This is a genomic window from Acidithiobacillus caldus ATCC 51756 (genome assembly GCF_000175575.2).
GTDB classification, from domain to species: domain Bacteria; phylum Pseudomonadota; class Gammaproteobacteria; order Acidithiobacillales; family Acidithiobacillaceae; genus Acidithiobacillus_A; species Acidithiobacillus_A caldus.
Genome location: NZ_CP005987.1, coordinates 116,749 through 130,133, shown reverse-complemented (window position 1 = coordinate 130,133; position 13,385 = coordinate 116,749). Strand labels below are relative to the sequence as shown.

General features: G+C 55.8%; 14 protein-coding genes and 2 pseudogenes. 12 read left to right on the top strand and 4 right to left on the bottom strand.

Features of this window, described 5'->3' with window-relative positions; genetic code table 11:
• Positions 1-110: 110 nt before the first annotated feature.
• Both ACAty_RS14355 and ACAty_RS16560 read right to left on the bottom strand, forming a co-directional pair.
• Positions 111-599, bottom strand: coding sequence for an antitoxin Xre/MbcA/ParS toxin-binding domain-containing protein (locus tag ACAty_RS14355; protein WP_141738352.1), 489 nt, complete (start codon positions 597-599; stop codon positions 111-113).
• Between the two features lie 10 nt (positions 600-609).
• On the bottom strand, positions 610-840 hold the full coding sequence (locus ACAty_RS16560; protein WP_238323841.1) for a hypothetical protein: 231 nt from the start codon (positions 838-840) through the stop codon (positions 610-612).
• Between the two features lie 69 nt (positions 841-909).
• Between ACAty_RS16560 and ACAty_RS14350 the strand changes: the two are divergent.
• Positions 910-1,984 (top strand): annotated as a pseudogene (locus ACAty_RS14350) (IS256 family transposase); the annotation flags it as partial.
• A gap of 36 nt (positions 1,985-2,020) precedes the next feature.
• Here the strand turns inward: ACAty_RS14350 and ACAty_RS14345 are convergent.
• Positions 2,021-2,941, bottom strand: a pseudogene (locus tag ACAty_RS14345) (ATP-binding protein); the annotation flags it as partial.
• 158 nt (positions 2,942-3,099) lie between these two features.
• Between ACAty_RS14345 and ACAty_RS16250 the strand changes: the two are divergent.
• The 4 genes from ACAty_RS16250 (at position 3,100) to ACAty_RS16015 (ending at position 5,575) form a co-directional block, all read left to right on the top strand.
• Complete coding sequence (locus ACAty_RS16250) at positions 3,100-4,032, top strand: hypothetical protein (protein WP_040131392.1); 933 nt, start codon at positions 3,100-3,102, stop codon at positions 4,030-4,032.
• A gap of 42 nt (positions 4,033-4,074) precedes the next feature.
• Positions 4,075-4,488, top strand: a complete 414-nt coding sequence (locus ACAty_RS14335) for a YajG family lipoprotein (protein ID WP_040131390.1) — start codon at positions 4,075-4,077, stop codon at positions 4,486-4,488.
• The gene (locus ACAty_RS14330) at positions 4,452-4,865 is read left to right on the top strand and encodes a YajG family lipoprotein (protein ID WP_082179325.1); all 414 of its coding nucleotides are present in this window, start codon (positions 4,452-4,454) and stop codon (positions 4,863-4,865) included. The genes ACAty_RS14335 and ACAty_RS14330 overlap by 37 nt, the downstream gene beginning before the upstream one ends.
• Before the next feature lie 194 nt (positions 4,866-5,059).
• A complete protein-coding gene (locus ACAty_RS16015) occupies positions 5,060-5,575 on the top strand; it encodes a hypothetical protein (protein WP_153801867.1) in 516 nt (171 codons plus the stop codon).
• On the opposite strand, the gene ACAty_RS14325 is transcribed toward ACAty_RS16015, so the two are convergent.
• On the bottom strand, positions 5,490-6,536 hold the full coding sequence (locus ACAty_RS14325) for an IS630 family transposase (protein ID WP_040131386.1): 1,047 nt from the start codon (positions 6,534-6,536) through the stop codon (positions 5,490-5,492). The two genes, ACAty_RS16015 and ACAty_RS14325, sit on opposite strands and share 86 nt — an antisense overlap.
• On the opposite strand from ACAty_RS14325, the gene ACAty_RS14320 reads away from it, so the two are divergent.
• The 7 genes from ACAty_RS14320 to ACAty_RS14290 all read left to right on the top strand — a co-directional run bounded on the left by ACAty_RS14320 (position 6,535) and on the right by ACAty_RS14290 (position 12,675).
• Complete coding sequence (locus tag ACAty_RS14320) at positions 6,535-7,497, top strand: RNA-guided endonuclease InsQ/TnpB family protein (RefSeq protein WP_051620898.1); 963 nt, start codon at positions 6,535-6,537, stop codon at positions 7,495-7,497. The genes ACAty_RS14325 and ACAty_RS14320 overlap by 2 nt on opposite strands.
• Complete coding sequence (locus ACAty_RS14315; RefSeq protein WP_040131384.1) at positions 7,478-7,771, top strand: hypothetical protein; 294 nt, start codon at positions 7,478-7,480, stop codon at positions 7,769-7,771. Before ACAty_RS14320 ends, ACAty_RS14315 begins: the two co-directional genes overlap by 20 nt.
• A gap of 44 nt (positions 7,772-7,815) precedes the next feature.
• On the top strand, positions 7,816-8,478 hold the full coding sequence (locus ACAty_RS14310; protein ID WP_040131382.1) for a YajG family lipoprotein: 663 nt from the start codon (positions 7,816-7,818) through the stop codon (positions 8,476-8,478).
• Between the two features lie 73 nt (positions 8,479-8,551).
• A complete protein-coding gene (locus ACAty_RS14305; protein ID WP_004867711.1) occupies positions 8,552-9,238 on the top strand; it encodes a hypothetical protein in 687 nt (228 codons plus the stop codon).
• A 61-nt stretch (positions 9,239-9,299) separates the two neighbouring features.
• Complete coding sequence (locus ACAty_RS14300; RefSeq protein ID WP_004867714.1) at positions 9,300-10,448, top strand: sulfotransferase family protein; 1,149 nt, start codon at positions 9,300-9,302, stop codon at positions 10,446-10,448.
• Positions 10,449-10,625: 177 nt separating this feature from the next.
• Entirely contained in the window at positions 10,626-11,675 is a 1,050-nt protein-coding gene (locus tag ACAty_RS15010) for a ParA family protein (protein ID WP_051620896.1), read from the top strand.
• Positions 11,668-12,675, top strand: a complete 1,008-nt coding sequence (locus ACAty_RS14290; protein ID WP_226824272.1) for a ParB/RepB/Spo0J family partition protein — start codon at positions 11,668-11,670, stop codon at positions 12,673-12,675. Before ACAty_RS15010 ends, ACAty_RS14290 begins: the two co-directional genes overlap by 8 nt.
• Positions 12,676-13,385: the final 710 nt, after the last annotated feature.

Here is a 13,385-nt window from a genome sequence, read left to right as displayed (position 1 = left end):
CGAGGGCCAATAGAGCAGGCAAAGAAACAATGCGACCACGCTCACGGGATCGGTTAGATCCACCGGTCGTACTCCCGGCGGCTCACCGTGCCCAGCGATCCGCCAGACGATCACGCATAGGCCCCAGACTGCATCTGGGCCAGAATCCCCTCAACGAGTTCCTGACCCATACGGGTGCCCATGTACTCGGCGGGGCATTTATTGCCCAGGGCCGGGCATGGCCGATCCAGCCAATTCGCGACCCACACCGGGGCATCGAACGATTCACTCGGCACATCAGACTTTTCTAGCATCACCTCGACCAGGCCAATGATGCGTTCGAGACCCAGCACGCGCTCGGATTGTTCCGGCGACATGCGTTCCGCCTTTTTGAGCTTTCGCTTCGCGGTGGCCGGAGAGAATCGAAGAACCCGGAATACGTAGTCGTTGGGGCGTCCCATCGCTCGTCCCACTCGGACTATCTCCCCCGCCTGGACCCCGCGTTGGGCCTCTTCCGCCAAACTGCCGACGCTTCTGAGATAAAAGATTCGGAACTCCCCCGCCTTCCCAGCAGAGGCTGAACCACAAGAAGCCGGATGTCCAAGCCGAGTTTTGCTCATAACCCCAGATTTACCCATCATGGCCCCCAAAATGCAATCGACGAGCAAACTCAGATACGGAGACCGCCTCCACACCATGCGGCAGCGGGAAACTCTCCGTTCCCGGGTAGACCACAAATCGATGAGACGCCGACACATCTTCGCAGCCTGCATAGAATCCTCGCTCGGGACGCGGCGTAAAACTGCGCTTTACCTCTATGGCCCACTTACTACCGCCAGGTGATGCCAGCAAGAGATCAATCTCCGCGCCACCACTTGTCCGATAGTAGTATGCCTGCGTAGAGCTATGATCGAATCTGGTGTACGNGATATCCTGCCGGAGCGGGAGATCNTGACAGCGGTCNGCCCCGTGCCTGTACANGTCCCCAAGGTGCGAGACCGCTCCGGTTCGGGCGTTCCGTTCTTNCCTGGTACCGNCCTACGTGCGCAAGTCGCGGACCGTGGCCGCAGCGCTNCCCTGGTTGTACCTGCACGGGGTATCGTCGGGACGGATGCACGAGGCGCTGTCTGTTCTCCTGGGCGAGGAGGCCAAGGGGCTTTCTCCGGCCGTGCTGGGACGCTTGAAAGTCGAATGGGCGCAAGAGCATGCCCAATGGCAGCGCCGGTCTCTACAGGGAAAACGCTACGCCTATTGGTGGGCCGACGGGGTCTATACCCAGCTGCGGGCGGAGGACGATCCCCGGATGTGTCTCTTGGTCATTATTGGCGTGACGGCCGAGGGCAAGAAGGAGGTCGTGGCGGTCACCGACGGTTTACGGGAGTCCAAAGCCTCCTGGCTAGAGATCCTGCGGGACTTGCGCGACCGCGGGCTGCAGGAGGCGCCACTACTGGCCATAGGAGATGGGGCGATGGGTTTCTGGGCCGCCCTGGACGAGATTTACCCACAAACCCGTCATCAGCGCTGTTGGGTGCACAAGACGGCCAACATCCTCAACGAGCTACCGAAGCGCCTTCAGGGGAAAGCCAAGGCCGCCCTGCAGGCGATCTGGATGGCCGACACCCGTGAAGCTGCGGAGAAAGCCTGGCAAGCCTTCGTGCGGGACTACCAGGCCAAATATCCCAGAGCGGTCGCAAAGCTCGAGAAGGACCGGGACGTGCTGCTGACCTTCTTCGACTTCCCGGCAGAGCACTGGCGGCATATCCGCAGCAGCAACGCCATCGAATCGACCTTCGCCACCGTACGGCAACGCAGCAGCCGCACTAAAAACTGTGTCTCTCGAGCCACTTTCCTTGGCCTGAGCTACAAGCTCATCCAGCAGGCAGAGAGACACTGGCGCGGGATTCAGCATCCGGAAAGACTGCGCGAGCTCTTTGCCGGGGTGACATTTGTCGATGGGATGCCTGCCAACGAAACCCGGCTGGATCCTCAACAGGACGCCGCCTGAATCGTGTTAGCAAATGCTCATACACCAATCTTGACCATAGCTCGCCTGCGTACCCTCCGGGGCGCTGGCAATGAGATTTTCGATAACAAACCCCTCCCAACTGGCCCCGATTACCGGATGGGCAAGCAGGGATTCCAGGTCCTGGATACCCAACAGCGCGTGTAACATCCCGCTGTCGCGCCAGTATAAGCGCGGAGCCCTCACCAGACGTTTCCCCACGTTGGCGTGCCAGGAGGGCAGTCTGCGGGCAAGCAGCAAATCGACCAAAAGATCAATATATCTACCCGCGGTTTTGGTGTCCACTCCAATATTCCGGGCAAGTTCGGCCACATTGAGGGGGGCACCCTGACGATGCGCCAACATCGTCCAGAATCGACGCAAAGTTTCAGCAGCGATGCGCGGCCCGAATTGCGGAACATCCCGCTCCAGATAGGTGCGGATAAAATCCAGTCGCCAGCGAAGGCTAAGCAGGTCACTAGCGGCCAGCAGGCTTTCCGGGAATCCGCCCCGCAACCATAAGCGCTCCACGGAGGCCCCGGTAGGTTCGATAACCGACAAAGGGGCCATTTCCAAAAGTCGCAAACGGCCGGCAAGCGATTCGCCGGATTGCCGCAAAAGGTCCAAGGACGCAGAGCTCAAGAGCAGGTATAGCCCAGTTCTCCGCCCGGATCGCCGCGATCGATCGATTTGCCCGCGCAGGATCGGGAAAAGGCCAGGCTGGCGATGCACCTCATCCAGAATAACCAAACGGTCTCGGTGCATCGCGAGATACGCCTCCGGCTCCTGCAGCTTGGCCAGATATTGCTCGGATTCCAGATCCAGGTACACAGCCCCGAGCGGTTCGGCAAGATCGAGGGCAAGCGTGGTTTTGCCCACCTGTCGCGGGCCCAGCAGACAAACGGCCGGTGACTCGGCAACGGCCCGCCGTAATGGTTCCATAAGCAATCGGGTAATTATCCTTGCAATTATGGAGTCTTAGTCACTTATTTGCAAGGATATTTGATCGTTGACCGCAGGGCCGCCCACATCAGATCTCAGCCCATGCACTCTCCGGGTACCGATATATCTGATCCCCAGATGTCGGCTGGATCGCCGCCGATAACAACCACGCGCACATGAGCACCTCGAGCTCGTCCAGTCTCTTTACGGTTTCGGTTACGCACAAGGAGAGCCTGCAGACCTCGCCGACCTGGACCGCCGTAGTACCAGAGGGCGCGGCAATCGGTGGCAGCTATGGCTATCTTCTGCCGGTCCCGGGATCCGCAAGCCCCAGTGAACAAGGGGCCGTCGCTCTGGTTAGCGCGGACACGAATGCGCACACCATCGGCACTGTCACCAGCGCCGTGGCCCAGTTCGGCAACCAGTATCTAGGGCAGCTTGAGGTCACCGGCGGCTATGCCTACGTCCCCTCCGGCGTGGGCGCGCAACTGCCAACAGCCGACTTTGAATCGTTCTTCCACTCCACCACGCAGTCGGGATTCACCGGATTCTTCTTCGACATCATTCTTAGCGTGATCACAGCGGTCACAGCAGGGGCGGCGGCGCCGTTGATGGGCGGTGTTCTGGCCACCCAAGCTGCCGCCGCAGGATTTATCGGCGGCTTTATCATGGGCATGACCTACGATATTGCCGCAAAAGGCACCCCAGGTTTTACCACATTGCAAACCCATCTGTTGGGCGGCAACTGCGGCAAGCATAATGCGTCCGGCTTTGGAGCCACGCCGGTAGCGCTTCCGGCGGCGTACTCCGCGTCCCAAAACTATGATGGATTCCAGGAAGGCTATATCAATGTCGACACGAACCCAACCCAATCCACCGGCCAGTGGGACTACCAGCCGCAGGCAGCCGCCGAGACCGAGGGCAATCCGAGCCAGGATCCGGCGGGATTCGGTGCGGGATACCAGGAGTTTAGAAACAACAAATCGGAAGCGGCCAAAGGCGAAAGCCTGCAACAGATGAGCCAACTCGCGGAGAAGGACGCCCAGGGCAATCCGTTCTTCGGCGGTGGTTCGGCCGGGACGGTCGGCGGATCTGGAGGACCTTCGTAACATGGTATAATCGCAAAAGGCAACGAACATAAGGAGAAAACCATGTCCCGCAATACAACTATTACCGCTAAGGCGGCAATCCTCATTTCAGCCGCCATGCTTGCTGGCTGCGCGTTCGTGCCGGATACGGTACACCCGACGTACACACACTTGCCTCAAGCCAACCAAATACCACAGGCAGATCAAGTTTTGGTTTCCATAACCGCAAAAAACTGCAAGAAAAACCATTCGGTTGTTAGCGTAACGAAAGACGCGTACGGGATTAAAATGGCCAATGTTTATATGCACATAAAAAGAGACTTTAGAAACGCCTTTATAAAGGCTCTTTCAGAGAGGGGGTTCCATGTTTCAAGCAATGCCGATGTGCGGGTTATAATTGCTGTTAATAAATTCTATTTTATGGCGCACCCGGGGTCTACATGCACGTCAGAAAGGACTTTAAGCGTGCATTTGTAACAGCCATGAAGAGCAGAGGCTTTCAAACGCAGAAAAATAGTGGTGCAACTGTTGTCGTGGTAGTACATAAGTTCTATTTTACTCCTCACCCAGGCCTCTGGTCGGGCTCACAAACGGGGAATGCCAATATCTCTGTAAAGGTAGAGGAAGACGGAAAACAAATTTACAATAGATCGTTTAACTACAATTACGAAAAGCGGGATCTTAGCGGGCTATTTACACAGTACCGCGAAGCAACAGCCAAAAACATGCTAAGTCACATCGTTAGCAAGGTGTTCGCTAATCAGGGGTTTATCGACGCCTTGTTCCGCGCCGCCGGCAAGACCCCGCCCGCCGATCTGGGCGTCACCGTCCCGGCCAGCGTTTCCGCCCACTGAGGCGGTCTACCGCCAGCGCACAGCAAGTCCAGCGCGCTGGCATTCCAACCACTCAGCAATAATATGATGGATTCCAGGAAGGCTATATCAACCACTTTGCGCGGGAGTCCCCGCCGTTCAGGGCGGGGAGGGATAGCGCATCCGCACAGCGGCGTTACTTCACAAGTACAGCATAAATTGGCATTATTGTGAACATGGATGAATTGCCAACCACCCAGTCGTTGACGTGCAAGCTGAAACTGCTGCTGACCCAAGAGCAGGCAGAAGCGGTCCGGCGCACGGCGTTGGCGTACCGTAACGCGCTGAACCATGCCTCCACCGTCGCCTTTGCCAATGGGAAGATGTCGCAAGGCATGAAACTGCAAACGCTGGTGTACCAGGAGTTGCGGAAACGCTTCGGGCTGCCATCCCAGATGGCCTGCAACGCCCCACGGCAAGTGGCAGCGGCATACAAAACCCTCTGGGAACGGGCGAGAGCCAATGTCGCACATAAAGCGAAGGGTTGGACCAAACGCCGTTACAAGGGCCTCGACAAGGCCCCCAGATTCACCGCTCTGACCGTTACCTTGAACTATCGCCGGGATTGGTCCTTGGGAAAAGAACAAACCGTTATTAACCAGGCCCTTAAATATCTAACATCGCGTAGCGTGCTGCGGGGTGGTGGAAATAGCGCGCGACTTTCTCGGGCAGTTGGCGTAGCCCGTTCATGAAAGTGGTTGCCTTCTCCAGCAAGCTTTGGGTATCTGTGCTCATGGGGCCCGTACGCAGAGCGGTTTTGAAATCGCGATTGAGATACTCGTCGGGGTTGGACTCTGGCGCATAGGGCGGCAGAAATACGAGCTCAATGCGGTCCTGTTTGTCGGCCAGCCACGCGCTTACCACCTTGGCGTGATGTACCCGCAGGTTGTCCACTACCAGGAAGACCTTCCGCGGCGCGCCGGTGATCAGCTTTTCCAGAAAGGCGATAAAACGCTCCGCATGGATACTGCCCTCCACGATCTCGAAGGCGATCTCTCCGCGCGGGGAAATTGCCGAAATCATCGACAGGGTGGTCCAGCGTGCCGGATGCTCAAGGATGGGGGTCTGCCCCTTGGGGGCATATCCCCGGACCCAGTGGGCATCCTCTTTGACGGCGGTTTCGTCGCCCCAGTAAATGACCGCACCTTCCTGCAGGGCACGCGCCCGAAGCCTGGGGTACTCCACCTCCAGCCACTGCCGTACAGCTTCCGGGTTCTGTTCCAGCGCTCGTTTGACCGGACGTTGGGGAGTAAACCCCCAGCGCTTGAGATATTTGCCCACCAATCGCACCTGCAAATCGATCCCGAAACGCTCCCGAATCAGTTGCCGGATGGCAGGCCGCGTCCAGAGCGCAAAAGGCATCTGCAACTGCCGTGGATCCTTTTGCACGATCTGGTCCCGAATCCAAGCCTCTGCCGCCAGAGTCAATTTACGGCAAGCCCCAACCGGCCGCCCCCGCGGGCGTTCCTCAAGGCTCTTGGTTCCTTCTCGTTTGGCTCGCGCCAACCAACCGCGAATCGTCGAGGGATGGGCACCAGACACCTTGGCCAAGTCCTCTACTCGCATGCCCGACTGTTGGCGCAACCGCACCACCATCTGCCGCAGTATGTTGCGCCCATCCACCGTCAATTTACGCACATCTACCCGCTCCATGACCCTCAGTATAGCAAACTACTATCGGATATTTAAGGGCCTGGTTAATAGTATTGGCACGCTGACCGGCAGAATCCGGTGCCGGTACGAAGGTTGGAACCGGCATCTGGAATGGCTTGCACACCCGATAGACCACGGTATTACCCTGGGTGCCGCCAAGCTCTGGCAAGACCCGGTATCCAAGGTGTGGTATCTGCTGGTCTCCATCGAAAAGTCGCTGGACCCCATGGCGATGGACAGCATAACCACCGTCAAGGGTGTGGACCTGAACCGCCGGAACATCGCAGTGGAGTCCAATACACGAGGGGAATGTCGTTTTTATCCTGGCGGATACTGGAGGCATCTTGCTGAACGTGTCGCCAGTACACGGAGTGCGCTGCAAGCGAAGGGCACTCGCGGGGCCAAAGCCGTTTTGCGAAAGTTGGTACTGCGAGAAAGACGGCTGAACGCGGATACCGCGCACTGTGTGAGCAAGGCCATCGCGGAGCCACACGCGATGGTGGGTTTGGAGTGGCTGAAAGACATCCGCAATCGCACCGAGCGTCGGCACTCGAAGAAAGCTTCGGTGAGACGGCGCAAGGCCAATCGCAAAGTGAGCAGTTGGAGTTTTGCGGATGTACAAGCCAAAACCGCATACAAAACCCGGTTGTCGGGTGGCGTACCGATTTGGGTAGATGCGGATTATACCAGCCAAACGTGCCCAATTTGCGGACATATCGGGCAGGAGAATCGGCCCGATCATGGGTTGCTGTTTGTGTGTGCCCAATGCGGTCATACTCTCCATGCCGATTTAGTGGCTGCCAGAAACATCAGCATGCGAACGCTCCTCATCCGGCAGGACTGGGTGAGGACGGGGCGATTGTCAGCCGCCCCTGAAGCATCAGGCGATGAAACCAAAGCCGCGCGTCTTTCGAGATACGCGGAATTGCGGTGGAGCCTGGATGCAAGCTCCGTCCTTTAGGGCGGAGTCGTTGACTGTGGATACGAACCCAACCCAATCCACCGGCCAGTGGGACTACCAGCCGCAGGCAGCCGCCGAGACCGAGGGCAATCCGAACCAGGATCCGGCGGGATTCGGTGCGGGATACCAGGAGTTTAGAAACAACAAATCGGAAGCGGCCAAAGGCGAAAGCCTGCAACAGATGAGCCAACTCGCGGAGAAGGACGCCCAGGGCAATCCGTTCTTCGGCGGTGGTTCAGCCGGGACGGTCGGCGGATCGGGAGGACCTTCGTAACATGGTATAATAGCTAAAGGCAACCCGAAAATAAGGAGAAAACCATGTCCCGCAAGACAACCATTACCGCGAAGGCGGCAATCCTCATTTCAACTGCCATGCTTGCTGGCTGCGCGTTCGTGCCGGATACGGTACACCCGACGTACACGCCGAACACGGCCGACACAAGGATCGCACCCGCGTCAAATGTTCGCGTGTACGTCTTGGTGCAAAATGATAAAAAACATAAAAACGAAATTAGCGTCGAGAAGGACGGTTACGATATTCCAATGGCCGGAGTCTACATGCACGTCGCCAAAGATTTCAAGACAGCTTTGGAGGCCGCGCTTACCGATCGCGGATTTGCCATGTCGAAGGATCACGGCGACAAAATGGTAGTAGTGATAAACCATTTCTTTTCACATGAGACAAATGGATTTTCCGGTCTAACGCAAAAAGGAGAAGCGGATATAACGATAACGGTAAAGTCAAACAAAAAAACTTTTTTATCAAAAAAGGTCCTCGTCCACAAAAAACTTTTTGACGATAATATACTCAACTTTTCAACGGTAGCTTATCGGTCACAGATTGCAAAGGATCTACTAAACAAGGCCGTCAACCAAATCGTCACCGACCCCCAGGTCATCGACGCCCTGTTCCGCGCCGCCGGCAAGACCCCGCCCGCCGATCTGGGCGTCACCGTCCCGGCCAGCGTTTCCGCCCACTGAGGCGGTCTACCGCCAGCGCACAGCAAGTCCAGCGCGCTGGCATTCCAACCACTCAGCAACAAGAGGAAATGTAGTGAAGAAGAAAGCAATCATCACCGCAGCCGCCCTGTTTGCCATCGCGCCAGCGGCTTTCGCCCACGATGGTCTGAGCAGGATACTCAATCGATACAACGATTCCGAGACCATCACGTTTGGCGCTACCACCTATAGCGGCGGCGGAAGCACTCCGCAAATCCGGGCGTTCGGCAGTTCCCATTTCGGCAATTTCTATCTCGGCGATTCGGTCTCTTTTGCTTTCGGCCGCATCCACGGTTTTAAGGCTAACCGCTACAGTCTGGGGCTCGAGCCCGGTTGGATCTTCCCGATCACCCGCAACCTGGCGATCGTTCCCTACGTCCGCGTAGCGGGCGTTGCGCAGGACACCTATGCCGGGAGCAGTCTACACAGAACCAACGATGCACATGTGCGTTTTGGTTACAATCTGGGCGGCGGCTTCGGCGTGCAGTGGGCTCCAACGAACTATCTCGTCATCAATCCGAAGTTCGATGCGAGCTTCTACCGGCAGGGATACTACGCTTTCGACAACACCACGGACACCCACACGACCGTGTACCGTTCGACGACTGAATACCGGGAACAACTGGCGGCGCTGTACTACCCATGGCGCTGGCTGCATCTCGGCATCGATGTCGTCGCACACCAGTTTGCGAGCGGCGGGTCTTTTGTCAGTTACGGCGGCGGGCTCGGCATCAACTTCTGAGCCAGCGCGCTAGAGGCGGCGCTCGAGCCCATTAGCGCCGCCCACACCACAGGACTGATCCTTGCAAAACAGAAATCCGACCCGCGTCGTCCCCGGCCTACACTTCACCAGCGAGCACTTCCCCGTTTCCAGCACCTTTGCGCTATTTCTGGAGCTCGCGGCGTTCGGCAAGAGCAGCATCCCGCCAAACCTCGATTGGGGGGATCAGATCACCGAAAAAATGCACGGACCCGGGGCCAGTTTGCCCGAGTTCCGCCAGATCGTCCGCGACGCGGCCAACCGAGCTTTCAATACGCCCGTTGGGCGGGATCTCACCATGCGAGCGTACAACCTTTTTGGGGATCTTCTGGTGGGCAATCCCGGCACTTTGGCCAACCTGCAAAAGCGTCGGCATATCTTCGTGGTGAGCGCGCCTCGCCACGGTGGATCGTACCTCACCAAGGAGCTGTATCGGGCAACCGGCATCGATCCCAGCCAGGTACCGAACTACATTGCCCACGACGGCTTTCCCGATTGCAGCCCGAACTGGTACACCAGCCGCGACGGGCAGGACGTGCCGGCCACGAGAACGACCATCCAGCAGACCGCCGAATGGCTGGTGATGGCCGATTACTTCTTCCGCGAGCAGTTGCAGCGGCCCGTGGACGGCCTGCCCACGCTGGTCAAAAAGGCCACCAAGATGGTGTACATGGGCAACTTCTTCCGCGAAACCTTTGGGCCGTTGGCAGAATGGGTAGTGATCGTGCGCCATCCGGTGCCGGCGTGTGTTTCCCTGTACGAGAAAGCCGGAGGAGTGCCAGAGGACGGACTCTTTCCAGCTCGGCCCCGCAGCGTCATCGAGCGCTGGGTCTTCGAGGCCTGGGAGCGCGATGGGGTTCCGCGTACACAGGTCGCCAAAAAGCCGTATTTCACGGCGTATCTGCACTACTGGATGCGCTATCACCAGGCGCTGGCAACGGGCGGGCTACTCCGCCCGAACGGCCAGCGGCTCACCCTCCTCCCCTACGACCCCGAGCAGATCGAAGACTATGTTCGCGGCCAGCTACGCCGGTTCGGCGTGGCCGCGGACCTCGAGCCCGAACACTTTCACACCAGCGACAAGGCCTGGGAGCGGCATCCGGACTGGGTTCGGGAGGCGGAGGAAACCGTGAGAAAGGTCGAAAAAACTCTCGAACACATCGGGGTCCAGACCACCATACCGCGTCAGTAGAACGAAAACCGATCCCGCATCTATATTTCAAAAAAAACATAACTGCCTGTTTTGTTTGATATTAGCTTATAACCATGAGATCGCCAAAGAACTCAATAATCATCGCGTCTCCGTTTATTGACCAGCGATACCAAAAACGTGTAGCCTAGACATGTCTAGGAGAACGGAGACAACATCGTGGAAGAGAGGGTCTTACACTTCAAGCGCCGGGTGCTTGCCAACCTGACTGGATATGGTCTCGAAGGAGAGAGCCGGCTAGCCAAGCACATCGAAAAACTCCAGGCTGGCTCCTATCCGGTACAGGGCGGGAAGAAACTCTACACGGCGGACGATTCTAGACAGATCCGAGCGGTTGACGCGCCATGGCCTTTACCAAGGTTTGACAGACCGGAAGTCTTGGCTTTTTTCTACTCGAAAGGCGGCGTCGGCAAGACTACTATTTGCGCGAACATAGGTGTCACCTTGGCGGCCGCAGGGAACCGCGTTCTGCTAATCGACACAGATCCTCAAGCATCACTCTCGCTACTTTTCGACGTCGACGTCGATCAGGAGATTTACACATTGGGGGATGCCGTAGAAGCGGTTATACACGACAAACCGGCAGACTTCCGAAAGGGTCTTATTCGTCCAATAAAAGACCTTCAGTTAGATTTGTTACCAGCGGACAATCGTCTTGTCTGGACCGACATGCTAATGGTGCAGGCACAATATAGGGAGAAGCTGGTAGAGCAAGTTTTCATTTGCAATCAAGCGCTGCTCGAAGAATACGATTTTGTACTCATAGATACCCCACCATCTGTGAATAGTCTTTCTTTTTCCGCTGTCGCAGCATCGAACCGAATCATATCTGTCGTTCAATTATCAAAGATGGCAATAAAAGCGTCAGGGAACTTATTCAAGTTAGCCAGAGAGCTGAAAAAAGGAACAGGCAGAGTTGTCCCAATAACCTTTATACCGAACATGCTGCATGGCGGAAAGCCCCACACCCGCAGTACGCTAGACATTATCCGGGCATCTATCGACTCAGAGTCGTCATCGAAGGTTGGGATAACCGCAACGGTCATACCCGAATACGTCGGGTTGGCGAGACCAAAAGGCCACGAGGATGGTCAAAAGACGCTGCTGGAGGCGGAACCACTATCCCTCACAACGCAAAAGTTTATTGAGCTTTCTCGAGAAATAGAAACCCTAGCAATGTTGGACAGAGGGGATGAGAATCATGGATAAGCCGATGGGATTGACAAGACCACTTCCAGTTTCCGGAGCTAAAGCAGCTGATTCCGGTCTTCGCGGTCTCGCGGATTACCAAACCGACATAAACTCAGAAAGCCAGGCAGATCAGAAAGAAGATATCGTACACCTTCTCCCCATCCACAAACTGATCGACTATAAATACAATCCACGATGCGTGTACGAAGAAGATAAAATAAAAATGATGTCCGATTCGATCAGGGCTCATGGACTTATAAACCCAATACACGTCGTACCGGATGACAAAAAAAGTGGCTTCTACCAAGTCATAGCTGGACGTACTAGACTAAAAGCGATTACGAAATACCTAAAAGATATTCCATCTTTGCAAGCGATACCTGCAATAATTCACAAAAGCAAGGATGTGAAAGAAATAGCCGTTCTCGCTTTCATGGAAAATGAAAAAAGAAACGATCATTATGATGTTGACATCGGTTTGTATTGGGGAAAATTGATAAACGATGGAGTTTTCCAGTCTCAATCCGATCTTGCAGGAGCAATGGGCACGACGGATAGCATGGTTTCCAGAATGCTTTGCTATACTAAATTATCCAAAGAAATATTGGAGATCGTATTACAGAATCCTGAAAGATTTACTTATAACTTCGCAGAACTGATTTTCAAAATACAGGAACGACATGGCGCAGATGTTGGACTAAAATTGGCAGAGAAAGTCAGTTCTAAGTCGGTAACTATCAAACAGTTACAAGAAGTTTTGGCACGTGGGCTTGCAGAAAAGGACATTAACGGTAGAAAAACAAAAAGGGTAAACATTGTAGAATCAAAAAATATTCGAGCAAGCGCAGTTTTTGATGGATATGGACGTGTTGAGTTTTTGTTATCGGCATACACAGATAAAGATAACGAGGGAAAGATCCTGGACTCATTGAGGGAAGCAGCAATTCGGTTGTTGAAAGACTTCTCTGCCGATGAAAAAGACGCCGGCCACGATAAAGAAGTGTCTGAGGAGACTTAACCAAACCAACCATTTTTGCGACGTCGCAAAACCCATGGCCCACAAGCACAGACAACACCAGCAGACCTCCGCCGCATCGGGCCGCTGTCACAGACAAATACCCTACCTCAGTAGTCGCGCTTATTGCGACGTCGCAAAAACCAACGCAGCCCCCTACCGAAGAACCGTCTTTCCACGTCGCAAAACCCATCGCCAGTCAGGCACAGCCAACACCAGCAGACCTCCGCCGTATCGGGCCGCTGTCACAGACAAATACCCTACCTCAGTAGTCGCGCTTATTGCGACGTCGCAAAAACCAACGCAGCCCCCTACCGAAGAACCGTCTTTCCACGTCGCAAAACCAATCGCCCGTCAAGGCACAGCCAACACCAGCAGACCTCCGCCGTATCGGGCCGCTGTCACAGACAAATACCCTACCTCAGTAGCCGCGCTTATTGCGACGTCGCAAAAACCAACGCAGCCCCCTACCGAAGAACCGTCTTTCCACGTCGCAAAACCAATCGCCCGTCAAGGCACAGCCAACACCAGCAGACCTCCGCCGTATCGGGCCGCTGCCACAGACAAACACCCTACCTCAGTAGTCGCGTTTTTTTCGACGTCGCAAAAACCAACGTCACACCGCACCGAAGAACCGTCTTACCACGTCGCAAGGACCGCATGGAGAGCAATATGCTAAACAGACCCATGAATATAGGTCGATCATATATTCC

Excerpts from the sequence above, each read along its gene's own strand:
- ACAty_RS14310 (WP_040131382.1), top strand. The coding sequence starts at position 7,816 with ATGTCCCGCAAGACAACCATTACCGCGAAGGCGGCAATCCTCATTTCA.
- ACAty_RS14325 (WP_040131386.1), bottom strand. The coding sequence starts at position 6,536 with ATGGAGCGGGTAGATGTGCGTAAATTGACGGTGGATGGGCGCAACATA.
- ACAty_RS14315 (WP_040131384.1), top strand. The coding sequence starts at position 7,478 with ATGCAAGCTCCGTCCTTTAGGGCGGAGTCGTTGACTGTGGATACGAAC.
- ACAty_RS14355 (WP_141738352.1), bottom strand. The coding sequence starts at position 599 with ATGAGCAAAACTCGGCTTGGACATCCGGCTTCTTGTGGTTCAGCCTCT.
- ACAty_RS14290 (WP_226824272.1), top strand. The coding sequence starts at position 11,668 with ATGGATAAGCCGATGGGATTGACAAGACCACTTCCAGTTTCCGGAGCT.
- ACAty_RS14335 (WP_040131390.1), top strand. The coding sequence starts at position 4,075 with ATGTCCCGCAATACAACTATTACCGCTAAGGCGGCAATCCTCATTTCA.
- ACAty_RS16015 (WP_153801867.1), top strand. The coding sequence starts at position 5,060 with ATGGATGAATTGCCAACCACCCAGTCGTTGACGTGCAAGCTGAAACTG.
- ACAty_RS16250 (WP_040131392.1), top strand. The coding sequence starts at position 3,100 with ATGAGCACCTCGAGCTCGTCCAGTCTCTTTACGGTTTCGGTTACGCAC.
- ACAty_RS14330 (WP_082179325.1), top strand. The coding sequence starts at position 4,452 with ATGCACGTCAGAAAGGACTTTAAGCGTGCATTTGTAACAGCCATGAAG.
- ACAty_RS14320 (WP_051620898.1), top strand. The coding sequence starts at position 6,535 with ATGACCCTCAGTATAGCAAACTACTATCGGATATTTAAGGGCCTGGTT.